Annotated in this window: 18 protein-coding genes and 1 tRNA gene; 6 read left to right on the forward strand and 13 right to left on the reverse strand. The window is 70.0% G+C overall.

The genetic code is table 11. The annotated features are described in order from the left end of the window. Positions 1-478 (forward strand): sterol carrier protein domain-containing protein (locus A5714_RS08685; RefSeq protein WP_197513621.1); only part of this gene is annotated, 478 nt, incomplete at its 5' end. 97 nt (positions 479-575) lie between these two features. Then, a tRNA-Lys gene (locus A5714_RS08690) sits at positions 576-651 on the forward strand. A 15-nt stretch (positions 652-666) separates the two neighbouring features. On the opposite strand, the gene A5714_RS08695 is transcribed toward A5714_RS08690, so the two are convergent. After that, entirely contained in the window at positions 667-1,893 is a 1,227-nt protein-coding gene (locus A5714_RS08695; RefSeq protein WP_068284573.1) for an MFS transporter, read from the reverse strand. Between the two features lie 90 nt (positions 1,894-1,983). Between A5714_RS08695 and A5714_RS08700 the strand changes: the two genes are divergently transcribed. Continuing rightward, complete coding sequence (locus tag A5714_RS08700) at positions 1,984-2,913, forward strand: LysR family transcriptional regulator (RefSeq protein WP_082959641.1); 930 nt, start codon at positions 1,984-1,986, stop codon at positions 2,911-2,913. Here A5714_RS08700 and A5714_RS08705 read toward each other — a convergent pair. Then, positions 2,888-3,115: a DUF3618 domain-containing protein gene (locus A5714_RS08705; protein ID WP_068070036.1), complete on the reverse strand. Its 228-nt coding sequence runs from the start codon at positions 3,113-3,115 to the stop codon at positions 2,888-2,890. The genes A5714_RS08700 and A5714_RS08705 overlap by 26 nt on opposite strands. A 109-nt stretch (positions 3,116-3,224) precedes the next feature. On the opposite strand from A5714_RS08705, the gene bcp reads away from it, so the two are divergent. Further along, positions 3,225-3,707 carry a thioredoxin-dependent thiol peroxidase gene (bcp, locus tag A5714_RS08710; protein ID WP_068284575.1) on the forward strand — a complete coding sequence of 161 codons (483 nt, stop codon included), beginning with the start codon at positions 3,225-3,227 and terminating at the stop codon, positions 3,705-3,707. A 25-nt stretch (positions 3,708-3,732) separates the two neighbouring features. On the opposite strand, the gene A5714_RS08715 is transcribed toward bcp, so the two are convergent. The 6 genes from A5714_RS08715 to A5714_RS08740 form a co-directional block, all read right to left on the reverse strand. Then, entirely contained in the window at positions 3,733-4,584 is an 852-nt protein-coding gene (locus A5714_RS08715; protein ID WP_068284576.1) for an SDR family oxidoreductase, read from the reverse strand. A 306-nt stretch (positions 4,585-4,890) separates the two neighbouring features. Continuing rightward, positions 4,891-6,228 carry a dipeptidase gene (locus A5714_RS08720; protein ID WP_068284577.1) on the reverse strand — a complete coding sequence of 446 codons (1,338 nt, stop codon included), beginning with the start codon at positions 6,226-6,228 and terminating at the stop codon, positions 4,891-4,893. Positions 6,229-6,320: 92 nt separating this feature from the next. Next, entirely contained in the window at positions 6,321-6,716 is a 396-nt protein-coding gene (locus tag A5714_RS08725; protein ID WP_068284579.1) for a holo-ACP synthase, read from the reverse strand. A gap of 31 nt (positions 6,717-6,747) precedes the next feature. Beyond that, positions 6,748-15,984 carry a type I polyketide synthase gene (locus A5714_RS08730; protein WP_068284581.1) on the reverse strand — a complete coding sequence of 3,079 codons (9,237 nt, stop codon included), beginning with the start codon at positions 15,982-15,984 and terminating at the stop codon, positions 6,748-6,750. 535 nt (positions 15,985-16,519) lie between these two features. Next, positions 16,520-17,179, reverse strand: coding sequence for a DUF1906 domain-containing protein (locus A5714_RS08735; protein WP_156671174.1), 660 nt, complete (start codon positions 17,177-17,179; stop codon positions 16,520-16,522). Positions 17,180-17,302: 123 nt separating this feature from the next. Continuing rightward, positions 17,303-18,199 carry a MerR family transcriptional regulator gene (locus A5714_RS08740; protein WP_068284583.1) on the reverse strand — a complete coding sequence of 299 codons (897 nt, stop codon included), beginning with the start codon at positions 18,197-18,199 and terminating at the stop codon, positions 17,303-17,305. Positions 18,200-18,251: 52 nt separating this feature from the next. On the opposite strand from A5714_RS08740, the gene A5714_RS08745 reads away from it, so the two are divergent. After that, a complete protein-coding gene (locus A5714_RS08745; RefSeq protein WP_068284606.1) occupies positions 18,252-19,391 on the forward strand; it encodes an SRPBCC family protein in 1,140 nt (379 codons plus the stop codon). Here the strand turns inward: A5714_RS08745 and A5714_RS08750 are convergent. Next, a complete protein-coding gene (locus A5714_RS08750; RefSeq protein WP_068284585.1) occupies positions 19,380-20,723 on the reverse strand; it encodes a secreted hydrolase in 1,344 nt (447 codons plus the stop codon). The genes A5714_RS08745 and A5714_RS08750 overlap by 12 nt on opposite strands. Before the next feature lie 81 nt (positions 20,724-20,804). On the opposite strand from A5714_RS08750, the gene A5714_RS08755 reads away from it, so the two are divergent. Further along, positions 20,805-22,277, forward strand: a complete 1,473-nt coding sequence (locus A5714_RS08755) for an aldehyde dehydrogenase (protein ID WP_068284587.1) — start codon at positions 20,805-20,807, stop codon at positions 22,275-22,277. Between the two features lies 1 nt (position 22,278). Here the strand turns inward: A5714_RS08755 and A5714_RS08760 are convergent, their stop codons facing one another. From A5714_RS08760 to A5714_RS08775, 4 genes are all read right to left on the reverse strand, one after another. After that, positions 22,279-22,719, reverse strand: coding sequence for a MaoC family dehydratase (locus tag A5714_RS08760; RefSeq protein WP_068069891.1), 441 nt, complete (start codon positions 22,717-22,719; stop codon positions 22,279-22,281). Further along, positions 22,716-23,189, reverse strand: coding sequence for a MaoC family dehydratase N-terminal domain-containing protein (locus A5714_RS08765; RefSeq protein WP_068284607.1), 474 nt, complete (start codon positions 23,187-23,189; stop codon positions 22,716-22,718). The genes A5714_RS08760 and A5714_RS08765 overlap by 4 nt, the downstream gene beginning before the upstream one ends. Before the next feature lie 62 nt (positions 23,190-23,251). Next, on the reverse strand, positions 23,252-23,677 hold the full coding sequence (locus A5714_RS08770) for a nuclear transport factor 2 family protein (protein ID WP_068069889.1): 426 nt from the start codon (positions 23,675-23,677) through the stop codon (positions 23,252-23,254). Positions 23,678-23,922: 245 nt separating this feature from the next. Continuing rightward, complete coding sequence (locus A5714_RS08775) at positions 23,923-25,047, reverse strand: aromatic ring-hydroxylating dioxygenase subunit alpha (RefSeq protein ID WP_369828256.1); 1,125 nt, start codon at positions 25,045-25,047, stop codon at positions 23,923-23,925. Between the last annotated feature and the right edge of the window lie 103 nt (positions 25,048-25,150).

Raw genomic sequence — 25,150 nt, forward strand, 5'->3', positions numbered from 1 at the left:
CGACGCGCACACCGAACTGCTCGCGACGCTGCTGGTCTTGGAGATGTTCTACGAGATCCAGATCGACGTGCCCGTCGACGACCCGCTGCCGTTGAAGCTGACCGACCAGCGCGCCGCCGCGTCGCGCGGCGTCAACGACTTCTTGTGGGTGCGGATCAACGACGTGCCCGAGGTACTCAACACGCGCACTTACGCCGCCGACACCGAGCTCGTGCTGGAAGTGGCGGACCCGCTTGGGCTTTCGGGCGGCCGCTTCCTGCTGCGGATCAACGACGGCGTCGGGAAGTGCTCACCGCACGACGGCGACCCGGACCTGCGGATCGGCCTGGCCGACCTGGCGTCGGTGTACACGGGCGCGCACACGGCGTCACAGCTGCGGGCAGCCAACCGCATTAACGAGCTGACTGCCGGCGCCGTGCGGGATCTGGACGCCGCATTCCGCGCCGAGCGCGCGCCGTACTGCGGAACGCTGTTCTGAGCGCCCGGAGCAGCGATTATCGTGGTAAAGGTTCGGGGATTTCGCTTGGCGGCAAGACGCCTGTTATTGTCGCCTACGCGGTCTCGGCCGATCACTAGCGCCGTTAGCTCAGTTGGTAGAGCAGCTGACTCTTAATCAGCGGGTCCGGGGTTCGAAACCCTGACGGCGCACCACCCCCACGCCCGGCGTCACGCCGGGTGTGGCCGCCCGACGGGCACGGCGTCCCGGATCAGCGTCGCGGCCAGGCACAGCGCGACCAGCAGCAGCAAACCGACGAACGTCACCGTCGCCGGCCAGCCGCCCATGTTGTACACGACACCGCCGAACGCGCCGACGACCGACCCGCCGAGGTAGTAGGCGAACAGATACATCGCGGACGCCACCGCCCGGTCGCGTTTCGCGGCGGCCCCGACCCACCCGCTGGCGACCGTGTGGGCGGCGAAGAAGCCGGCGGTGAATAACCCGATGCCGCCGAAGATGGCGACCAGCGCGTGCGGCACGGTGACCAGCAGGCCGGCCGCGGTGACCGGCAGGGCACCGAACAACACCAGCGCACGCCCCTTGCGGTCGGCGAGCCGGCCCGCGACGTTCGACGACACGGTGCCCGCCAGGTAGAGCAGGAACATCAGGCCGACGGTCGACGACGCCAACCCGAACGACTGACCGGTCAGTCGGTAGGCCAGGTAGTTGTAGACCGTCACGAACCCGCCCATCAACACGAAGGACAAGCAGAACAGCTTGGCCAGCAACGGGTTTCGCAGGTGCGCGGCGAGGTTGCGCACCGCGTCGCGCGCGGTGGCCGCCTTAGGCGTGAAGAACTGGGAGCGCGGCACCAGGGCGGCGAAGACGATGACGCCCAGCAGCGAGGCCGCCGAACTCACCAGCAGGGCGACCCGCCAGTTGCTGACCTCCACGACCAGCGACGGGATGATCCGCCCCGCCAGCCCGCCGACCGTGTTGCCGGCGATGTAGCGTCCCACCGCCGAGCCCAACGACGACACGTGGATCTCCTCGGCCAGGTACGCCATCGCAACCGCGGGAATGCCGGCCAGGGCCACCCCCTGGGCCGCCCGCCCGGTGAGCAGCACGCCCAGGTTCGGGCTGAACGGCAGCAGCAACCCGATCACGCTGGACGCCACCCCCGACGTCAGCATCACCCGGGTGCGGCCGTAGCGCTCGGAGAGCACACTGGCCGGAATGATCGCCAGGGCCATCAGGCCGGTGGTCAGCGACACGGTAAGCGCGGCGGTGGTCGGGGCGATGCGGTAGTACACCGAGAACGCCGGCAACAGCGCCTGGGTGCAGTACATCGCCGAGAAACTGGCCAGCCCGGCACCGGCCAGGGCGGCGGTCACCCGCCGGTAACCGGCGGTGCCGACACGGTGGGCGACGGCGGTGGCGGCGAGGGTGGCCATGGGTTCGATGCTCCGCGCTCACGCCAACATACGGAAATGTATTAATAGATCGTTTATGATGCACTTATCGCATTAGCGGAGGTGGCGGGCGTGAGCGACGGCGACTACGAGTGGTTCATCACACTGGCCGAGCTCCAGCACGTCACGGCGGCCGCCGAACAGCTTGGCATCGCCCAACCGACCCTCACCCGGATGCTGGCCCGCCTGGAACGGCGCCTGGGCGTCGCGCTGTTCGACCGCCGTGGCCGCCGGCTGAGCCTGAACGCCTACGGCCGGATTTTCTACCAGCACGCCCGGCGCGCGCAGCTCGAGCTCGACTCGGCGCGGCGGGCGATCGCCGACCTGGCCGACCCGGCCGTCAGCGAGATCCGGTTGGGCTTTCTGCGCTCGTTCGGCCGCACCGTGGTGCCGCGCCTCATCGCGCAGTTCACTCGGGCGTCGCCGCGCGTGACGTTCACCCTCAAGGAGGGCGCCGCCGAATGGATCGGTGAGCTGGTTGAGAACAGGTCGATCGACCTGGGCGTGGTGTCGCCCCGACCGCAGAATCCGACCCTCGGCTGGCGCACCATCTTTCGGCAACGGCTCGGGGTGGCCGTCCCCCACGGCCACCGCCTGGCCGGGCTCGCGACGGTCTCGATGGCCGCGCTCGCCGACGAGCCGTTCGTCGCGATGCATCACGGCTACGGCATGCGGCGGCTGCTCGACGAGCTGTGCGCCTCGGCGCAGTTCCAGCCGCGCATCGCCCTGGAATCGGCCGACCTGACGACCTCGGCCGGCCTGGTGGCGGCGGGCCTGGGGATCAGCCTGGTCCCCCTCGACGACAGCGAGGCCCCGGGCGTTGCGGTGCTGCCGCTGGCCGAGGCGGACGCCTACCGCGACGTCGGGGTGATCTGGAACGCGGGCCACCCGCTGTCCCGCTCGGCGCGCAGCCTGGTGGAGTCCGCCGCCGAAGGGGGCGCCACCGGCGTCGACCCGACGACGCGCCGACGTGTCCTCAGCGGTCGCGGATCCGGCGGATGACCACGACGACGACGATCGACGAGATGCCCGCGAGCGAGGCGAGCACCACCGGCTTCGTCACGAAGTCGACGGCCCGGGCCTTCAGGTCGTCGGCCAGGCGGCGCGGGTTCGCGCGCTCGGCGAGGGTATCGACGGTCGCCGCCAGCTGGTCGCGGGCCACGTCGATGTCCCGCTTGATTGCTTCGGGGTCCCGGTCCGCCACGTCGCCATCCTCCAAGTCGCCCGCCATGGGGTTACTGCACCTGCCCGAACTACCCTAGATCAGCTGGCGGCAACCCCGGCGCCCCGGTGAACAGAAAGGGACTTCGACCGTGCCCGACTCGACCGAGAACACGCGGCTGGCGCCGGGTGACACCGCGCCGTCGTTCAGCCTTCCCGACGCCGACGGCAACACGGTGTCGCTTTCCGACTTCAAGGGGCGCCGCGTCGTCGTCTACTTTTACCCGGCCGCCTCGACGCCCGGGTGCACCAAGCAGGCCTGCGATTTCCGCGACAACCTGCACGAGCTCAACGACGCCGGCCTCGATGTCGTCGGGATCTCCCCGGACAAGCCGGAAAAGCTCGCCAAGTTCCGCGACGCCGAGCAGCTGACGTTCCCGCTGCTGTCCGATCCCGACCGCAAGGTCCTGGCGGACTGGGGCGCCTACGGCCAAAAGCAGATGTACGGCAAGACCGTCACCGGCGTCATCCGCTCCACGTTCGTGGTGGACGAGAAGGGCAAGATCGCCGTCGCGCAGTACAACGTCAAGGCCACCGGCCACGTCGCCAAGCTGCGCCGAGACCTCGACGTCTAATCCGCCGACCGGAGCTGCACAGCCCTCACCGGGCGGCCAATTCACGGAAGTACTCCGCCAACGATCGGGGCTGGCGACCGAGAATCGCGCGCAAGACGAGAGGGTTGCCGCCGGGCAGCCCGTGGCGGTCGTAGTGAGCCAGCATGCGGGTCATGCCCTCACGGAAGGCGCCTTCGGGCATCTTGGCCGTGAACTGCTCAGCCGGCAGGCGTGACGCGCTGATCGGCCGGCCCAGCACCGAGCTGAGGATCTTCGCCGCCTGGTAGCTGTCATAGTTCCCCGGGGAACTCAGCTCGAAAGTCCCGTAGCTCAGCTCCGAACCGGTCATCGCGATCGCGGCGACCTCGGCAACGTCGCGGTAATCCACCCAGCAGAATTTCGACGATAGGTTGTAGGGCTGTGACAGCCGGTCGTGTTCGACGACGTCGTCCCAGAACAGCTCGAAGTTCTGCATGAACCTCGCCGGCTGCAAGACGGTGTAGTCCAGATCGGACGTGTAGAGCGCGTCTTCGACCGGCAACTTGGCGGCGGCGTGATTGGTGAGCGCCGAGATCGACGGGTGAATGACACCGGAGAACACAAACTTCCGCACTCCCGCGTCGCGGGCCGCGTTGACCATCGCCACGCCCATGTCGGCCTCGCCCGCCGCGTGCCCCGGGCCGATATGAAACACACCGTCGACTCCGTCGACCGCGGGTGGCAGGCTCGCCGGCTCGCTGAGGTCACCGATCACCACCTCGTCGGCGCCGTTGTCTCGCGCGACATTTCCACGGTCCTCGTTGCGGACCAGCGCGCGCACCGTGACGCCACGTTCGGTCAGGGCGCGCAACACCCAGTGGGCGTAGGTGCCCGTGGCTCCGACCATCAATACGTGCATGTGAGTGTCTCCTCGTGGTCTCGGTGGCTAGTCCTGCGAATAGCCCTGCAGCTGCGCATAAACCTTGGTGTGTTCATCTCGGCATGAATACCGTCGAAGGTGCCGTTGCGTTCGGCGAATCGGAACGCCTTGACCCGATCGACGACGATCTCGTCGGCGTCCGGCCGGCTCTGCGGCATGACAGCGGATCCCGTTCTCGCGCAACGGAAACGGCCTCGAGAGGTTCCCGGCGTCGCCCGGCGACGACGACTTGGTTGCGCCAGTAGACGGACGCCGGGACCTGGTGGCGCAACCCCATGCGAGGGCTCAGTGACCCAACTGGTCCAACAGCAGCGCCTCGGCGATCGCCGCGCGCTCCAGCACGCCGAGATGCAGGCTTTCGTTGATGCTGTGCGCCTGCGTCCCCGGATCCTCGACACCGGTCACCAGAATTTTGGCGTCCGGGAAGGCCTCGGCGAATTCGGCGATGAACGGGATGGAGCCGCCCATACCCATGTCGATCGGCTCGACGCCCCACGCCTGGCGGAACGCCGCCCGCGCCGCGTCGTACACCTCGCCGCTGGCGTCGATCGCGTAGGGCTCGCCGATTTCGCCCGGCGTCACGGTCACCCGCGCTCCCCAGGGCGCGTGCTTTTCCAAGTGGGCGGTCAGCGCGTCCAGGTGCGCCGCGGCGTCGCCGCCGGGGGCCACCCGCATGCTGATCTTGGCCCGCGCCCGCGGGATCAGCGTGTTCGACGCCTTCTCCACGGGGGTGGTGTCGATGCCGATCACGGTCAGGGCCGGTTTGGCCCAAAGGCGTTGCGGCACTGAACCGGAACCGATTTCACTCACGCCGTCGAGCAGTCCGGAGTCGGCGCGCACCCGGGCGGCCGGGAACTGGGGATAGTTGAGCCCGCTCACGTCGGGCTCGTGCAAGCCGGCCACGGCGACGTTGCCGTCGTCGTCGTGCAGGCTCGCCAGCAGCCGCACCAGCACGCTGAGCGCGTCGGGAACCACCCCACCCCACAGGCCGGAGTGCAGCCCGTGATCGAGGGTGGCCACCTCGACCACGCAGTCGGCCAGGCCGCGCAGCGACACGGTCAGCGCCGGGGCGTCGACGCCCCAGTTGTCCGAGTCGGCGATCACGATCACGTCCGCGGCCAGCGCCTCGCGGTGCGCGGTCAGCAGCCGGCCCAGCGAGGGCGACCCGGATTCCTCTTCCCCCTCGACGAAGACCGTCACACCGACCGGCGGGCGGCCGCCGTGCGCCCGGAACGCGGCGAGATGCGTGGCGATGCCGGCCTTGTCGTCGGCGCTGCCGCGGCCGTAGAGCCGGCCGTCGCGCTCGGTGGGCTCGAAGGGCGGCGACGCCCACTGGTCGCGGTCGCCCTCGGGCTGCACGTCGTGGTGGGCGTAGAGCAGCACCGTCGGCGCGCCCGGCGGCGCCGGGTAGTGGGCGATGACGGCGGGCGCCCCGCCCTCGCTGACGATGCGCACGTCACCAAAACCGGCTTGCGTCAACAACTCCGACACGGCCCGGGCGCTGCGGTGCACCTCATCGCGCCGGTTCGGGTCCGCCCACACCGATTCGATGCGCACCAGGTCCTCGAGGTCGCGCCGCACCGACGGCAGCACCTCGTGAACGCGGTCGACGAGATCACTCATGGCATCGAGGCTAGCCTGATCGCGCTCCCCGCCGAGATCGACGCTAGCGCGGGATACGTCGAGAGGAACTCGCGCTCACGTCGGTGTCGGCGCTAACCGGTTGTCTCGATGATGGCCACGGCCGCCGCGATGTCCCCCTCGTGGGTCAGCGACACATGGATCGTCACGTCGGCCAGGTGCTTGGCGATGTCACCGGTCAGCCGCACCCGGGGGCGCCCCCACATGTCGGTCACCACCTCGATGTCGCGGTGGATGTCCTCGCGCAGCACGGGGCGCTGGGCGAACCGGGAGCCCGACCAGGCCTTGATGACCGCCTCCTTCGCCGCCCAGCGCGCCGCCAGGTGCCGCGCCGCCGACGAGCTCTTGTCGGAGGCGTCGCGCCGCTCACCCGGGGTGAAGGTTTCGGCGAACACCGTGCCCGGCTGGTCGACCTGCTCGGCGAAATCAGGGATGGACACGAGGTCGATCCCTACACCGACGATTCCCATGGGTCGCCAGGCTAACGTGTCGGCGCGGGCGTCATCCGGCGGACACCTCGTAGGCTCCCCCGTCGCCCAGCCGGGCGGCCGGGTTGAGCAGCATCGCCGCCTCCTGCCGCTTCTCCGGGATGTCGTGGTCGAAACGACGGTCCGCCGGCCGCTCGTACAGCGGCGCGCCGCCCGCGATGGCGGAGGCCAGCCGTCGCTGACCGGCGAGCAGCCGCGCGTCGGCGCGCCGCTGATAGTCCGCGCGCTCCTCGGGCTTCAGCGCCGCAATGAAGGCCTGCGGGTGCACCAGCGCGACGAGCCCGGACACGTGGCCGAAGCCGAGGCTGGTCAGCACGCCGGCCTTGAGCGGGAACCGCTCGCCGAGGCGCAGCGTCTCGCGCACCCACACGAAGTGCGCCGAGCCGGACAGCTCGTCGTCGACGCAGTCCAGGCTGCGGTTGGGCGGAATCACCCCGTCGCGCAGCATCTGGCACAGCCCCATCATCTGGAACACCGCCGCGCCGCCCTTGGCGTGCCCGGTGAGGCTCTTCTGCGACACCACGAACAGCGGGGCCCCCTCGGAGCGGCCCAACGAGTCGGCCAACCGCTCGTGCAGCTCGGTCTCGTTGGGATCGTTGGCCAGCGTGGAGGTGTCGTGCTTGGACAGCACCGCGATGTCGTCGGCGCCAACGCCCAGCCTGCCGAGCGCCCGGGCCAGCTGCGAGTCCTTGCCGCCGCGGCCGGCGCCCAGCGCGCCCAGCCCCGGGGCGGGGATCGACGTGTGCACGCCGTCGGCGAACGACTGTGCGTACGCGACCACCGCGAGCACCGGCAGGCCCATCTTGAGCGCCAGGTCACCCCGCGCCAGCAGGATGGTGCCGCCGCCTTGCGCCTCGACGAAGCCGAGCCGGCGCCGGTCGTTGGGCCGGGAGAACTTCGAGTCGTGAATTCCGCGGCCCCGCATCATGGAGGTGTCGGCGGTGGCGGCCATGTCGCCGAAGCCGATGATGGCCTCCAGCGTCAGGTCGTCGAAGCCGCCGGCGACCACCAGCTCGGCCTTGCCGAGCCGGATCTTGTCGACGCCCTCCTCGACCGACACCGCCGCGGTCGCGCACGCGCCGACCGGATGGATCATCGCGCCGTAACTACCCACATAGCTCTGGATGACATGGGCGGCAACGACATTCGGCAGGACTTCCTGAAGGATGTCGTTCGGCTTGTTCCGGCCGAGCAGGTTGCCGTGATACATCGTCTGCATCGACGTCATGCCGCCCATGCCGGTGCCCTGAGTGCTGGCCACCAGGCCCGGGTGCACCCACCGCAACAGCTCGGCGGGGGTGAACCCCGAGGACAGGAACGCGTCCACCGTCGCGACGATGTTCCACAGCGCGACCCGGTCGGTCGAGCTGGCCATGTCCTGGCTGATCCCGAACACGGTCGGGTCGAAGCCGGTGGGGATTTGGGCGCCGACGACGCGCGACAGCTTGGTCTTGCGCGGCACCCGAATCTCGGTGCCCGCCTTGCGGATCACCTGCCAGTCGGTGGAGTCGGGCACCGGCTGGATGATCGTGTGCGCGGGGTCGAACTCGACGAACGCGCGGGCGTCGGCCTCCGAGGACACCACGAACGAGAAGTCCTTGTCCAGGAACACGCTCACCAGCAGCGGCGACGCATGGTCGGGGTCGATGGCGCCGTCGTCGACGAATTCGCGGATGCCGACCCGCTCCACCACGACGTCGTGGTAGCGCTCGACCAGCTCGGCCTCGTCGACCAGATCTCCGGATTCGGTGTCGTACCAACCCGGTTGGGGGTCGTCCTCCCAGCGGACCAGCCCGGTGGTCCAGGCCAGCTCGAGGACGCCGGCCGCCGACAGCTGGTTGTCGACCTCCATCTCGAACCGGGTGCGTGACGAGCCACACGGGCCGATTTCGGCGCCGCCGACGATCACCACCAGGTCGGCCGGGTCGACGTCGAGGTCGGCCCACTCCGGGGGCGGGGCCGGGCTGAAGCCGCGCGGCGGCGACGGCAGGGCGGCGATGGTGCCCTCGGCGGCGACGTCGTCGTCGGCTTCGCCGGAGGTGGCTTGCTCGCGCGCCTTGGCGGCCAGCTCGGCCATGTCGAGGTTGGCCTCGCCCAGGCCGCCGGTCAGGTCCGCCTTGATCGGCGCACTGGCCGCGGCCACCTTGGGTTCCACGTCGCACAGGCCCAGCAGCATGGCCGCCATCTCGTCGGTCGAGTACGTGGTGACCCCGGCCTCCTCGACGGCGTCGACGATGGCGTCGTTGTGGCCCATCAGCCCCGTGCCACGGGTCCAGCCGATCAGCGCGTGCGCCAGGGAAACCCTTGACGCCCAAGAGGTTTCGGCGTGCCAGCGGCTCACCAGGGCGTCCAGCGCCGACTTCGCCTCACCGTAGGCGCCGTCGCCGCCGAACATGCCCCGGTTCGGGGAGCCGGGCAGCACCACGTGCAGCCGCGACGCGATGTCGCGCTCGGCGCCGATCTTGGACAGCCCGCCGATCAGCCGCTGTACGGCCCACAGCAGGACCTTCATCTCCATCTCGGAGCGCGAACCGGCCTCGGAGAGGTCGCCGGCCACCCGCGGCGCGGCGAACGGGAACAGCAGGGTGGGCGTCTGCGCGTCCTTGATGTGAATGGATTGCGGCCCAAGGCTTTCGGTCTGCTCGGTGCCCACCCACTCGACCAGGGCGTCGATGTCGGAGTAGGACGCCATGTTCGCCGCCACCACCCACAGCGCCGCGCCGTAGCGGGCGTGGTCGCGGTAGAGCCCGCGGTAGAACGCCAGCCGCTCCTCGTCGAGCTTGGAGGTCGTCGCGATGACGGTGGCGCCGCCGTCGAGGAGCCGGCCGACGACCGACGCCGCGATCGAGCCCTTCGACGCGCCGGTCACCACGGCCACCTCGCTGCTGTAGCGACCCGGGTCCGGATTCTCGGCGCCGGCGGCGATGCGACCGTACAGCGACGCGTGGATCTGCCGGCCGGCGGCCAGCGCCTTGCCCTGCCACCAGGTGGCCTGCGTGGCCACGACGTGTCCGGCGCCCTCGAACCGTTCAGACAGGCTCAGCCACCGGGCGTCGATGTCGCCCTCGTCGCTCAGCCAGAGCTTGACCAGGTCCTCGCGGGCGCTGGCCCAACGGTCGTCAAAGACCACGGCCTTCTTAGGCTCGAACACCGGTGCCACCAAACGTGGCCAGTCCGAACCCAATTCGGCGGTCACCAGGTCGACCAGCTCGGCGTCGGTGGCGGTCGGCGAGACCGACACCGGGTTGTCGAGCCCCAGCTGGTTGAGCACCAGGCGCGCCGCGGACGCCAGCACCCCGTCGCGGCCGGTGATCTGGTCGGTGAACTCGCTGAGCGCGGCCGCGTCGATGGTCGCGCCGCCGCCCCCGCCCGACGACGGGAGTGCCACCGCGACGCCGCGACGCGCCGCGACGGACGTGACGGCGGCGTCGATCACCTTGTCGACGGCGGCCGCGTCGGCCAGGGCGCCTTCGTGCAGGTGGCCCATCGCCCCGCCGCGGACGCTGGTGCCCTCGCGGGTGCCCAGCACCACCTCGACCGTGACGTGCTTGGCCCAGCCCTCGCCCAGCTCCCACGTCTTCTTGACCCGCTCGGTGATGGCGGCCGGCCGCTTGCCCGACGGCCCGAGCACCGTGCGCAGCTGGTCGTTGATCGCGTCGGAAAGCACCGGGCCGAACGGCTTGTAGGTGCGGGCCAGCTTGGTCACCTGCGAGCGCAGGCCGGCCAGGTCGGCCTCGGCCGCGCCGTCGATGGCACCCAGGTTGAGCTCCGAACCCAGGTCGACCAGCAGCTGGTTGCGCCGCGACGAGGCGCCGTCGGTGATGGACTCGATGGAGTCCAGCTCCTCGATCTGGTCGAGGCGCATCTTCGCCGACAGGGCGATCAGCGCCAGCGTCGCGTCGGCGGCGTCGAACCCAATGTCGTCGGGTCTCGGAGCGCCTGACGGCGCGGTCGGCGCGGCCACCGGCGCCGCCGCTTGCGGCGCGCCTTCTGTCGGCGCGCTCGACTCCGCGGCCGGTTCTGCGACCTCGTCGGCCTCCGGCTCGGGATCGGTGTCCGTCGCGAACAGCACCGCGGCGTCACGCTCGGCGTTGAGGACTTCGACTGTGCTGTGGGCGTATTCGGGCAACTTGAGGGTGTTGGTGGCCAGCCCGGCGACGGTCGGCGCGGACTTCACGCCGATCTCGACGAACCGCTCCACCCCCAGGCCGCCGGCAGCCTCCTCGGTGAACAGCAGGTCCTGGGTCTCGATCCAGCGCACCGGGCTGGCGAACTGCCAGGCCAACAGCTCGATCAGGACGATGCGGGCCATCTCGTTGCGGCGCTCGGCGAGCCAGGTGTCGTAGTCGGCGAGGATCGCGTCGAGCGGCTCGGCGGGCACCAGGTCGCGGATCTCCTGGATGAAGTCGCGGTCCAGGGTGAACGGCCGCGGCACCAGGTTCGGGATGTAGCGCCCGATGATGACGTCGGGATTCTTGTCGCGCGGCATGACGCGGTCCAGCGAGCGCCGGAACTCGGCCACCCCGACCCGCAACACCCGCGAATGGAACGGCACGTCGATGCCGGGCACCAGGATGAAAGAGCGCTTGCCGCCGCTGATCTCGCGGCGCCGCTCCACCTCGGCCTCCAGCGCCTCCAGGCCCCGCACGGTGCCCGCGATCGCGTACTGCGAGCCGCGCAGGTTGAAGTTGACGATCTCGAGGAATTCGCCGGTGCGCTCGGCGATCTCGGCGACGAACGCGGGCACCTCGTCGTCGGGCAGGTCGATCTGCGAGGGGCGGATCGCCGCCAGCCGGTAGTTGGACCGGCCCAGGTCGTCGCGTGGCACGATGTCGTGCATCTTCGAGCCGCGGTGAAACACGGTCTCCAGCAACGCTTCCAGCTCGTAGATGCCGGTCACGCAGGCCAGGGCGGTGTACTCGCCGACCGAGTGACCGCAGGCGATCGAGTCCTCGACGAAGGCGCCCTGCTCGCGCATCTCGGCGACCTGCGCGGCCGCGACCGTCGCCATCGCGACCTGGGTGAACTGCGTCAGGTACAGGACGCCCTCGGGGTGGTTGTAGTGCACGCCGCTGGCGATGATGCTGGTCGGGTTGTCGCGCACCACGTGCAGCACCGAGAAGCCCAGGGTCTCGCGGGTGAACTTGTCCGCCTTGTCCCACACCTTGCGGGCCGCCTTGGACCGGGCGCGGACGTCCATGCCCATGCCCTTGTGCTGGATGCCCTGGCCGGGGAAGGCGTAGACCGTGCGCGGCGCGGCCAGCCGCGCGGTGGCGGCCATGACCAGGTCCGAACCGATGCGGGCGGCCACCTCGACAACCTCCGCACCCTGGTCGATGCCGACCCGTTCGACGCGGAACGCGACCTCGTCCCCGGGGCGCACCATGCCCAGGAAGCGCGCGGTCCAGCCGATCAGCCGGGCGGGCGGCCGGGCCTGGCCGTCGGTGGCGGTGACCGCGTGCTGCGCGGCGGCCGACAGCCACATGCCGTGCACGATCGGCGAATCCAGGCCGGCCAGCAGGGCGGCTGCGCGGTCGGTGTGGATGGGGTTGTGGTCGCCGGAGACCACGGCGAACGGGCGCATGTCGACCGGCGCGGTCAGCGTCACGTCGCGGCGACGGCGGCGCGGGGTGTCGGTGGCGTTCTCGGAGATCGCGCCCCCGGCGCGCGGCGGGTCGGCGAGTTCGGCGGCCCCGGTGCGGCCCAGGATCGCGAAACGCTCGGTGAGCGTGGCGATTTCGTGGCCGTCAGCGTCGGCGATCGTGACGCCCACCGGCACCACCCGGCCCATCTCGGTGTCCACGGCGGCCGACGCCGTCGCGGTGACCGTGAGGTGCGCCGGCTCGGCGGGCAGCGTGCCGGTCATGTGTGCGGCGTGGTCCAGGTGCACCAGGCTCAGCAGGCCTTCGACGACGGGGACACCGCTGTCGGTGACGGCCGAACCGATCGCCGCGAACACCGCGGGCCAGCACAGGCCCACCAGCGCGTCGGGTGCGGTGTTGAGGCTGGGCGCGAGTCGTTCGGAGAAGGTGGCCGTGACGCCGGTGTGGTCGGCGACCCGCTCGGGGTCCCAGTTCACCGTCGCGGTGGCCGTCCCGTCGGTGACCGGTGGCAGGAACTCGGGGCCCTCGACGCCGGCGGCGATCGCCAGCACGGCGCGCATCGCGGTGGCGGCGTCCTCGGTGGAGACCACCGGGGTGGCGCCGTCGACCGTGTTGGCCGGCAGGGTGAACGGAATCTCGATCCAGGTGCCGGACACCGGCACGCTGAGCACGACGCGGTCGCCCTCGACCTGCAGCCGCGCCCCGGTGGACGAGTGGGTGGCGCGGTGGCTGTGCGGTCCGTCGTGCACCAGCCAGTCGGACGGGTCGGCGATGCGGTGCACCGGGTTGATCGCCGTGCGGCCCGCCCACTGCACGTCGGGGCAATCGAGGACGACGGCCAACGGGCCCGTCACGTCCGCGCGGCCCAGGCGGCGCGACGCGACCTCGCGGGGCTGCGCGCCCGCGGCCAGCGTCTCGTCGACGGCCGCCTGCTCGAAGCGGTCCAGCAATTCGCCGACGGGCTCGTCCAGCCTGGTGATGCCGGCGACGGCGGCCGTGCCCGGGATGATGCACACCTGGTCGGCGTCGTAGCGGGCGTCGTGCGCCTGCCACAGCGAGTCGCTGCGCCACCAGCGCCGCACGTCCTTGTCGATGACCGGCACGAAGTTCACCGGCTTGCCCGGGAGCTTGCACAGCGTGACGAAGAAGGGCACGTCGGCGGGGTGCAGGTGCACGGTGTCGGCGTCGGGATAGGCGCCGAGCAGCGTCTCGAGGGCGGCCTGCGGGTCCTCGAGCAGGGCCGCGTCGGCGAACAGGGTCTCGATGGGTCCCGAGTCTTGCGGGTGCAGGCGCGCCTCCGCGCGCTGCAGCATCCGCCCGAAGCGGTCGCGCCAGGTGTCGGCCAGCCACGGGCTGCCGGGCTGCATGGTGTCGGCGGTGGAGTCGCCGTCACCGATGGCCAACTCGACGTAGCGCCGCAACCACTGCAGGTAGGTCATCTCGCCGGCGTCGCCGAAATACGGCTTGGCGGTGTTGGCCATCGCGGCGATGATCTCGTCGCGGCGCGCGGCGGCGGCGTCGGCGTCACCGGCGACCTCGTCGAGCAGCCGGCCGCACCGCGAGGCGCTGTTGTCGATCTCGTGGATGTCGGCGCCGAGCTGGCTGCGGCTCGAGGCCATGCCGCCCGAGGCCTTCCCCGCGCCGATCCACTCGTCGGTGCCCTGCGTCTCGACCAGCATCCGCTTGACCGACGGCGACGTGGTCGCTTCCTTGGTCGCCATCGCCGCGGTGCCGACCAGGATGCCGTCGACGGGCATCAGCGGGAACCCGTAAGCCTGCGCCCAGCGCCCGGACAGGTACTCGGCCGCCCGTTCCGGCGTGCCGATGCCGCCGCCGACGCAGACGGTGATGTTGGACCGCGACCGCAGCTCTGAATAGGTCGCGAGCAGCAGGTCGTCGAGGTCCTCCCACGAGTGGTGGCCCCCGGCGCGGCCACCCTCGATGTGCACGATCACGGGCTTGGTGGCCACCTCGGTGGCGATGCGGATGACCGAACGGATCTGCTCGACGGTGCCGGGCTTGAACACGACGTGGCTGATGCCGGCGTCGCTCAGCTCCTCGATGAGCTCGACGGCCTCCTCGAGGTCCGGGATGCCGGCGCTGATCACCAGGCCGTCGATCGCCGCGCCGGACTGCCGCGCCTTCTGCACCAGCCGCTTTCCGCCGACCTGCAGCTTCCACAGGTACGGGTCCAAGAACAGCGCGTTGAACTGGTAGGTGCGGCCCGGCTCCAAGAGCTCGGCGAGCTCCGCGACGCGGTCGGCGAAGATCTCCTCGGTGACCTGGCCGCCGCCGGCCAGCTCGGCCCAGTGGCCGGCGTTGGCCGCGGCGGCGACGATCTTGGCGTCGACGGTGGTGGGCGTCATGCCCGCGAGCAGGATCGGCGAGCGGCCGGTCAGGCGGGTGAACTTGGTCGACAGCTTGACCCGGCCGTCGGGCAGCCGGACCAGCGTGGGGGCGTAGCTGGACCAGGCCCGCGCCACCTCGGGCACGGCGCCGACGGTGAACAGGTTGCGCTGGCCGCCGCGGGTGGCGGCGGGCACGATGCCCACCCCGAGCCCGCGGATCACGGGCGCGGTCAGCCGGGTCAGGATGTCCCCGGGTCCCAGGTCGAGGATCCAGCGGGCCCCGGCGTCGTTGACTCGGGTGATCTCCTCCACCCAATCGACGCGGCGCACCAGGATGGCTTCGGTCAGTTCGCGGGCCAGCGCGACGTCCAGGCCGATTTTTTCGGCCCAGTTGCCCACCAGGTCGATGCCGTCGGCCAGACGCGGGGTGTGGAAGCCTACCTCCACCTGCACGGGGTCGAAAACCGGCGCGAAGACGTCGCCGCCGCGCAGCTTGTTCTTGCGGTCGGCCTCTTCTTTCTCCGAGATCTGACGGCAGTAGAGCTCGAAGCGGGACAGCTGCTCGGGCGTGCCGGTGATGACGACCGACCGGCGCCCGTTGCGGATCGACAGCACCGGGGGCAGCACGGTCCGGACATCCTGCGCGAACTCGTCGAGCAGCCGGCTGATGCGCTCGGGGTCGGCGTTGGTGACCGACACCATCGGCGGCCGGTCGCCCAGGACGGCGATGCCGCGGCGGCGGGCCACCAGCGTGCCGGCCGCGCCGATGAGCTGGGCCAGCGCCAGCAGCTCGACGTCGCGGGCGCCGCCGGCCTTCAACGACTCGACCGCAAGCACGCCCTGCGAGTGGCCGGCGACGGCCACCGGTGGCGTCGCGGCCAGGTCCATACCCTGGCGCGCCAGGGCGCGGACGGCGGCGATCTGGGTGAGCAGGACGCCCGGGATCGACACGGCGGCCGACGTCAGGTGCTTGTCGGAGGGAACCGGGTCCTCGGCCGCCAGCGCCCGCACCCAGGACAGCGGTTCGAAGCCGATCGGACGCACCACGACCAGCTCGTTGGCCACCGGCTGCAGAAGTAGCTGCACCTCGCCGACCAGCGTCGCCACCTCGGCTTCGATGCCGGCCGAGGACACCAGTTCCTCGAGGGTCTCCAGCCAAGCGCTGCCCTGGCCACCGAAGGCCACGGCGTAAGGCTCGCCGGCCGTCAGACGGTCGACGAGCGCATGGCTGTCCCCGGCTCCCGGGCGGCCGTTCCCGTCGCGGTCAGCGGATACCCGGTCGTGCTCGTGGATCGTCACCTGCTATCTCCCCTGCCTGCGTCTTTCGTATCTGTCCGTGTCAACGTGTGCTTGGGTCCGGGTGAGGGAACCCGCCGCCACGCGGGTGTCCTCGATTCGGCGTCGAATCTCAGCCGGAACCCGGCTGACCGGTGTGTTGTCGGCGGGCCGCCTCGATGGCGGGGCGGCGCGGCGGACTCCATCGGATGCACTAAGAGTGTCATAAGGATCGGGGCGGGATCGGCCGCGCGATTGGTTACTGGTCAGTTCTACGCATGGGTAACCATGCCCTGGGTAACACCCGGTTTGAGCGGCGACGCCGACCCGGCGAACAAATGTGCTGCATGCAGGTGGTTACGGTCGAGTAGCTACAACGGTGCAGATCAAAGCAGTTATGTTATCGAATCGTTATAAAACTTTTTCCGGCACCGGAGCGCCGCGGGGCTGGCCCGTCGGGCGCACGCCGGCGCCGACGGCGCCGGGAAACGAGCGAACGAGTGTTTGCTGGAATTCTAAGAAAGCGCGCCGCGCGCGGCCGGGACAGACCGCCGCGCCCTCAGGCCCACTGCCCGAATTGCGGTTTGAGGATCTCGTTGACGTCCACCCCGACGCCGCCGACATTGCGTTTGTCGATCTCCACCTGGTGCAAGTGGGCGGCCGGGTGGGTGTAGCCCTTGGGCGAACCCCAGTTGTGCTGCCAGAAGTACGCGCCCAGGCCGTCGTGCAGCGCCCAGTCGATGGTCTTGGAGTTGGCGTAGACGCCTGTGCGCTGATGCCCGATCACCGATTCCCACGACCGCAGGTACGGCGCGACCTGGCTCTTGTACTGCTCATAGGAGGGGTCGTCGTCGATCGAGGCGTAGATCGGCGCGGTCGCTGGGCCGCCGGCGGCCGCGTGCAGCTGCATCCCCCGCTGCGCGTGCTGCTGCCCGGCGCCGGCGCCTCCGAGCCAGTCGGCGGTGCTGCCCTTGCCGTATTGGTAGCACGAGACGATCTTGAGCCCGTTGCTGTCGAGATCGCGTGCCTCGGCGACCTGGATCGGCTTCCCCAGCATCCAGTTGCCGCCGGGGCGCCGGTCCGAGACGTACCTGATGGAGCCCACCGCCCCGGCCGCCCGGATCTGGCTGGCGGGGATCACGCCGGCCGCGTAGTCCAGCAATGTGCCGAGCGAGGCCGAGGCGGGTGCGGCGCGCAGCGACGCGCCCGCCACCCCCATGCCTACGAGGGCCGGGGCCGCGGCCGCCAGCTTGAGGAGGTCCCGCCGGGACACCGAAGACACGTATCCCAGAATATGACACCGGTACCAGTGGCCTCGTGAGCCACACCAGTCACAGCTGTATCACGATCCCGAGGTCGCGGTTTCGGGGTGCCCCGGGGCGGGCAGCACGATGACGCTCACCGCCTCCAGGCCGCGGCACGAACTCTGCCGCGTGATCTCCTCAAGGAAACGCGCGGCCGCCGGGCTGATCGCCCCGGCCCACGCCCTGAAGCCTTGCACGATTACCGGGTCGCCCTCGAGGAGCGGTCGAACGCCGCGCAGGACGGCGACCACGTCGGCCGGCCACGGGTCGGCCAGTTGCCGCTCGATCCAGCGTCTCGCGAGTTCGGCAGCGGCCGTGGGGTTTTCGTCGAGACGGATCACCTCGTCGGCCAGCTTCCGCAACCGGTCGAACAACGCAGCGCGGCCGGGGGCCTCGGCCAGCTGCGCCAATAGGACGCTGGCGGCGGGCGGCAGGACCATCTGCCCGAACAAGGCCGGCACCGGCAGGTCCCACTCGTCGAAGAGGTCGGCATACATCGCCGCCACCGGCGCGGGCAGCGGCGCGCTGAGTCGACCCACCACGCCGATGCTGTCGCGATGGGTGGTGGCCAGCCTGCGCAGGATGTGGTCGCCGCCGTCCGCCCGGTCGGCGGCGGCCCGGGACCGGTCGATGGCCTCGATCAACTCGTCGAGCCGGTCCCGCTGGCGGACCAGCAGCGCGCGGTGCTCGGCGAGCACCCCGGCCGGGGTGGCTTGCCCGCCGTCCGTCAGCCGCGCGATGTCGTTGATGCCGACGCCGAGGCTGCGCATCAGGTCGATGCGCAGCAACTCGAGAACCTGCTCCACGTCGAACACCCGGTAGCCGTTGGGCAGGTGTTCCGCGCGCAGCAGCCCGATCTTCTCGTAGTGCCGAATGCGACCCGAGGCGATCCCGGTCAGGGCCGTGACGTCGCCGATCAGCAACTGCTCAGCCACCCCTTGACCTTACAACCGTCACAAGGTCTGTACTGGGACCATGGAATCTGGACTGGGCCGCGATCAATTGGTCGATTTGACCCGGCGCGCCCTGAAGTTGGCCCGCGACAAGACCACCGACCTGGCCCCGGCGGAGTATCGGGTGGCGGCGACGGACTACACCTCGGTCGAGCGCCATCGCCGCGACCGGGCCATGCTGGCGGGCAGCCCGCAACTCGTCGGCTACGCCTCGGAGCTGCCCGGCCCGGGGGCGTACTGCACGAAAACCGTGATGGGGCGCTCGATCCTGTTGACCCGCACCTCCGAGGGATCGGTCAAGGCGTTCGACAACGTCTGCCTGCACCGGCAGTCGCGGGTGGCGACGGGATGTGGGACGGCCAAGCGCTTTGTGTGCCCGTACCACGCCTGGACCTACGACAACACCGGTCGGCTGGTCGGGGTGCCGGGCCTCGAGGGATTCGGTTCCGTGAACCCGAAGTCCGACGGCCTGACGGAACTGCCGGCCGCCGAGCTGGCGGGCTTTCTGTGGGTGGCGCTCGACCCGGGCGCGTCCCTGGACGTCGCCGCGCACCTGGGACCGCTGGCGGCCGAGCTGGACTCGTGGGGCATCGGGGGCTGGTCGCCGCTGGGCGAGAAGGTGCTGGCCTCCCCCATCAACTGGAAGCTGGCCCTTGACACCTTCGCCGAGAACTACCATTTCGCCACCGTCCACCGGCAGACCTTCGCCACGATCGCGCGCAGCAACTGCACGGTGTTCGACAGCTTCGGGCCGCACCACCGACTGGTGTTCCCGCTCAACACAATCGGTGACCTCGAGGACGTCCCGGAGGAGCAGTGGAACCCCCTGCACAATCTGGTGGTCATCTACGCGCTGTTTCCCAACGTCGTCTTGTCGGTGACCATCGCCAACGGCGAGCTGTTCCGCGTCTACCCCGGGGAACACCCCGGCAGGTCGATCACGGTGCACCAGAACGCGACGCCGCAGGATCTCTCCGACGCGTCGGTGGCCGCGGGCGCGGCGGCGGTCTTCGACTACGCACACGCCACGGTCCGCGACGAGGACTACCGGCTGGTCGAGGGGCTGCAGGCCAATCTCGAGTCGGGAGCCCGCAGCCACCTGTTGTTCGGCCGCAACGAACCGGGGCTGCAGCACCGCCACCTCAGCTGGGCGCACGCCCTCTCAGCCCGCTGACAGCGCCGCGACCAGGTCGTCGAGAAGCGTTGCCAGCGAGCCCTTTTGGCCGGACCGGACGGTGGTCAGCAGGTCGATCGCCTCGCTCCGCCGGCCCCTGGCCAACAATTGCACCAGCAGGCCCGACGTCATGCGCAGATCCCGGTCGGGCGGCTCGGCGTTGGCGGCCGTGGTCGCGAGCACCTCCACCAGCTCCCAGTCCCGGTAGAGGGCCAGCGAACGCTCGTTGAACGCGAACCCGGTGACGGGCTGGCCCCACAGCGTTCCCCGGTAGCGGTACGGACCTTCCATATACTCGATCGGTAGGCCATGCGCGGGCGCCGCCACCAGCGGTTCTCCGGTGATATCGAGTTCCATTGTCGCGCAAGTGATCCGGTGCCGATCGGGCAGGTATCGGGCGTCGGCGACGGGTCGCACCAGCGGCCGCACCGCGTCCGGCCAGCGCACGTAGCTGGTGGTCGTCACCTCGACGTCCTCGGCGCATTGCGGCGGCACGCCCGGGTCGGGATGGCTCGACGTCACCCCGGTGAAGGGCTGGGGCGCGTTGCCGTTGGTGCGGTCGAACTGGCGCCAGATGCTCAGGTCGACGCCGTTGTCGAAGTTGATGGTGCGCCACTCATGCGACCTCGCCCGCGGGTCTCCCCCGGACCCGCCGCCGCCGGCGTACTTGGGGAACCACTGCCGGTCGACGTGGCCGCTGCTGCCGGACACCTGCTCGACGACGTCGCCCCAGCGCAGCGTCCCGGTCATCGTCATCCCCGTCTGGAAATACGAGTAGGTGTCCTCCTGGCCGAAGCAGACGATCCTGCCGTTGTAGACCGAGGCGCCCACGGGAGTCGGTGCGCGGGTGGGTGTTACGGCCAGATCCAGCCGCATGGGCCGATCCAGGTGGTCGTTTCCGACCAGGCTTACACGGTAGGTGTAGGGCAGCAGTCCCCCGTCGCCGTTGCGGCAGGTGAACCAGGAGGCGGTGCCCGCGCCGCTGGCGAAGCCGATGTCGAGGTAACCGGAAGCCAGCGTGAGCTTGCGCGGCGCCCCGGGCTCCAGGTTTGCGGGCGGCATGTCGTAGTCGGTGTAGGTGCCGTAGTCGCCGGTGTCCAAATCGAACAGGGCCATCGTGTAGAAATCCGCCACCAGAGTCCCGCCGGGGCGGTTCTTGTTGAAGATCGTCAAGAAGGCGTACGACCGGTCCGTCCCGGCCGCATCCAGCTGACCGGCGATGAACCAGGTGTCCGATTCCTGGTCGGGATGTTCGCCTTCTGCGGCGGGAAACTCCAGCTGGCTGTCGCCGGGCACCAACTGGAACGGGTAGGTGCGCCATTCGCTGGTCATATCGGCCCTCGCTGCTTTTCTCGCTATGTTAGCGTCAATAGCGAATCGCGGTCGTGGCTTCAACCCTCGAGGAAGTGCCCGATGAATGAACACGCCGACCACCGGTCCTACAACGAGATCTTCGTCGGGGGGCAGTGGCGCAAGCCCGCCAACCCGCAGCAGCTCGCCGTGATCTCACCGCATTCCGAGGAGCCGGTCGGCCACGTCCAGGTGGCCGGCGGCGAGGACGTCGAGGCAGCCGTCGCCGCCGCGCGCCGCGCCTTCGACCACGGCCCCTGGCCGCGGATGAGCCACGCCGAGCGGATGGCGAAGGTCGAACAGCTCGCCGCGATCTACGGCGGACACATCGACGAGATGGCCGATCTCATCACCGCTGAGATGGGCAGCCCGCGGACCTTCAGCCGGCTCGGCCAGGCGGCGGCCGCGGCGACCATGATGCACCTCGCGCTGGCCGACGCGCGCGCATTTCCCTGGGTTGAGCGCCGCCGGGGCGTGCTCGGCGAGGTGCACCTGCGCCGCGCCCCGGTGGGGGTGGTCGCGGCCATCGTGCCGTGGAACGTGCCGCAGTTCTTGATCATGCCCAAGCTGATCCCGGCGCTGATCGCCGGCTGCACGGTCGTCGTCAAGCCCGCACCCGAAACACCTTTGGACGCTTTGTGGTTGGCGGAGATGATCGAGCAGTTGGACCTGCCCGACGGGGTCGTTTCGGTGTTGCCGGGCGGCCCCGATGTCGGCGAGGCGCTGGTGCGCCACCCGGGGGTGGACAAGGTGGCGTTCACCGGCTCCAGCGCGGTGGGCCGCCACATCGCCGCCGTGTGCGGGGAGCATCTCAAACGCGTCAGCCTGGAACTCGGCGGCAAGTCGGCGGCGATCATCCTCGACGACGCCGACGTCGAGAAGACCGTGGCCGAGCTGAAGACCGCCGGGCTGATGAACAACGGCCAGGCGTGCGTCGCCCAGACCCGCATCCTGGTCAGCGAGCGGCGCCACGACGAGGTGGTCGAGGCACTCGCCGACATGATGTCGGGACTGCGGGTGGGCGACCCCGCCGACGCGGACACCGACATCGGACCGCTTGTGGCGCAACGACAACAGCGACGGGTTCAGGACTTCATCCGGTCGGGCCGCAGCGAGGGTGCCCGCGTCGTCCTCGGCGGTGACGACAGCCCGTCGGAGCGCGGCTGGTACGTGCGGCCGACGTTGTTCGCCGAGGCCTCGAACGACATGCGGATCGCCCGCGAGGAGATCTTCGGCCCGGTGCTGACCGTGCTGCGCTACCGCGACGAGGCCGACGCCATCCGGATCGCCAACGAAACCGATTACGGCCTGGCCGGTTCCGTGTGGACCGCCGACATCGAGCATGGGCTCGATGTCGCGGCCGGCGTCCGCACCGGGACGTACGGCATCAACATGTACACACTCGACATCGGTGCGCCGTTTGGCGGCTTCAAGCAGTCGGGTATCGGCCGCGAGTTCGGTCCGGAGGGGCTGCACGAGTACGTCGAACTGCAGACCCTGGTCTGCAAGGGGATGCTGCCCCCGCTGCCCGCCTGAGTCAATTCGGTTGCGGCAGCTGCAGCGTCAGTTCGACGGGGCTGCATAGCGCGCCGTCCTGATTGGTCACGTGGATCTCCAGGTCGACGAGCCAGCGGGGCGGATCCGTCGAGTCGTCGCGCCGCTTGGCCACCGCCCGCCCACGGCCGGTCACGGTGTCACCCGCGTACACCGGCGTGAGCAGCCGCATGGCGCGGCGCACCACTCGGCTACCGGGGCCCGCCCAGTCGGTCGCGACACGGTCGGCGAATCCGGCGATGTGCATGGTATTGACGTAGATCGTCGGATTACCCTGCCGCCGAGCGTATTCGGGGTCGAAGTGACCGGGAAAGTAGTCCCACGTGGCGCCGGCGTTCTGCACCACCCGCTGGTAGGTGATGTGGTCGACCACCTCGGGCAGGTCGGCGGGAATCTCGAGGGAGTTCCAGTCCAGGTCGCTCACTCGCCCTCACCCGGGGTGAAGCGGAACAACGTGTTGCGGCAGGTGGCGACGACGGCACCGTCCTGGCGGCGGTAGGTCTCGAGGGTCTCGACGAAATGTCCTACGCCCAACCGGGTTCGCTTCTCCGGCGACACCGCGACCACTTCCTCGACGACGCTGAGCACGTCCCCCTCGACGATGGGTTGCGAGAGCTCGGCGTCGTTGGCCGCGTTGATGAACGTGGTGCCGGGCAGGGGCACCCGCAGGGCGATCGACCCGGCGGGCCGGCTGCCGCCCGGATGCCAGGGCGGCGGCACCGCCCAGCTCATCAGCATCGCCGGCGGCGCCAGCAGCCCGCCCCAGCGCTGGCGGGCGTAGTCGGCGTCCCAGTAGGACCGGTTGCCGTCGCGCACCATCGCGGCGAACAACTGGATGCGGGCGCCGCTGACGGCGGTCGCCGCGGTGCGCACCTCGCCGGTGGCGCCGACCATGCGCAGCGCGTCCTCGTAGGTGCCGAAGGCCAGCCGGGTGTCGGGCCCCTCGTCCGCGCCGCTCACATGACGAGCGGGTGCCGGCTGGGCACCGAATCCCATTGCAGCGCCCGGGAAGTGAAGTACCACCCGCCGCGCTCGTAGGTCAGGGTGTCCCGGAAAGTTCCCGTCGCCCGCAGGGTGGTGTCGCCGAACATCGCCGCGTACAGGACGACGACGCAGCGCTGCATGGCGTTGACGCCGTCGACGCGGATCTCGTGGTCGACGGTGACGAGGCGTTGTCCGTCACCGCCGTCGAAGGCCGCGCGCAGGTCGTCGAACAGCTCGCCGTCGCGGGTGTAGCTGGCGCCGGAGTGCCGGAACGTGGCGACCCACCGGTCGCGGTCTCCGTCGGAGTACGCCCGATTGTGGCGGGCGTTGAGGTCCAAGATGGCGGCGCGGGCGGTGACGGCCTCGAGCATCCGCTGTTCCTGATAAGACATCGTCATCCTGGTTTCCAGCCTCTCGTGAAAGGACCGCAACGGACGGGCCGACGTGACACTAGGGCAACGTGCCTGCCACCACGTAACATTAACGTAACTTAACGACGAACGATATAGCTCCTCGATGCGCGGTTGCTGGGGCAGCTACCGCGCCCTACGTACGGTCGGGATAGCTGCCCGTAACCGTTTCCACGCCGAATTCGCCTGCCGTTCAACACCTTTCCCGTGAGGTGGTCCCCGGCCAGCACCCGTCAGGCCTTGGCGGCCGCCGGGTCGGGCTCGCCGTCGGCGGTGTAGCCGAAGTCCGACGCCGACGGCTGGGTGCCCGGATAGAAGCGGTGCGCCCAGCGGCGCAGCGCGGCGTAGTCGTGCGCCTCCTCGGGCGCCAGGTTTGGCTTCTCGAGGTACTTCATGTTCTCCCACGTGAAGAAGTCCTGTTTGATGACCTCTTGCTGCAGCGCGAGGAAGCGGGCCGCGCGGCCGGTGGGCGCGTCGCCGGTGTCGCCCGGTTCGCGGATGGAGGCCTGCGTATAAAAGTAGTCGGTGTAGTCCTCGTCGACCGGTGTCTGGCCGGTGACTTGGACGGTGGCGACCAGTTCGCTGGGGAATCGGACCACACCGAGGCCCAGCGAGTAGTTGTCGTAGATGATCTTGGCGTCGACCGGTCCGTTGGGGGTCAACCAGGTTTGGGCGCGGCCCCCGCCGAAGTGGGCGTTGACGGTGGCGTGCAGGTGGTAGCCGGAGACCTCGAACGACGAGGTGGTGGCCGGATTGGCCGCCTTGTGTACGTACTGCACGTGATACGGGTCGGCGGCGTTCTCGATGATCATCTGGGGGTGCACCTTGACCCGGTTGAGCATCTGGGTGTGCGGGTGCAGCGGGTAGTACTCGTCGGTCTCGAGTTCGGGCAGCACCGGCGGCTGCCAGTACGGCGCGCGACCGTGGCGTTCGTGCCAGGCGAGCACGAACCCGTACCACTCCATGCTGGGGTAGCTGCGGATGCGGACGTTGTTCTTGCAGCCGATCTTGCTGTACGGGATCAGCGCGTTCGAGCCGTCGCCGCGCCACTGCCAACCGTGCCAGGGGCACACGATGTTCTCGCCCTCCACCGTGCCGCCGACGGCGAGGTTGGCGCCCAGGTGCTGGCAGTAGGCGTCCATCACGTGGACCCGGCCGGATTCGGTGCGGAACAGCACCAGCTCCTCACCGAAATAGTGCGCACGCCTGACCTGCCCGGGCGCCAGGTCGGAGCCGAAGGCGACGATGAACCAGCCCGTCGGGAACCGGTAGGTCGACAGCGCGATGCCGGCCGCACCGAACTCGCGCTCCGAGGGATCGTCGGACTGCGGGGCCAAGCCCGCGCCTGTCTGCGTCACTAGCACTCCGTATCCGCCCCGGCCGTGCTCGGCCGGGCGCAACCGGGCCGCCCCGGGTTCGACGACTAGGCCTATTTTTACTATCTTACGCATTCACCGTCAA

The sequence above is a fragment of the Mycobacterium sp. E2462 genome (assembly GCF_001672685.1).
Lineage (GTDB): Bacteria > Actinomycetota > Actinomycetes > Mycobacteriales > Mycobacteriaceae > Mycobacterium.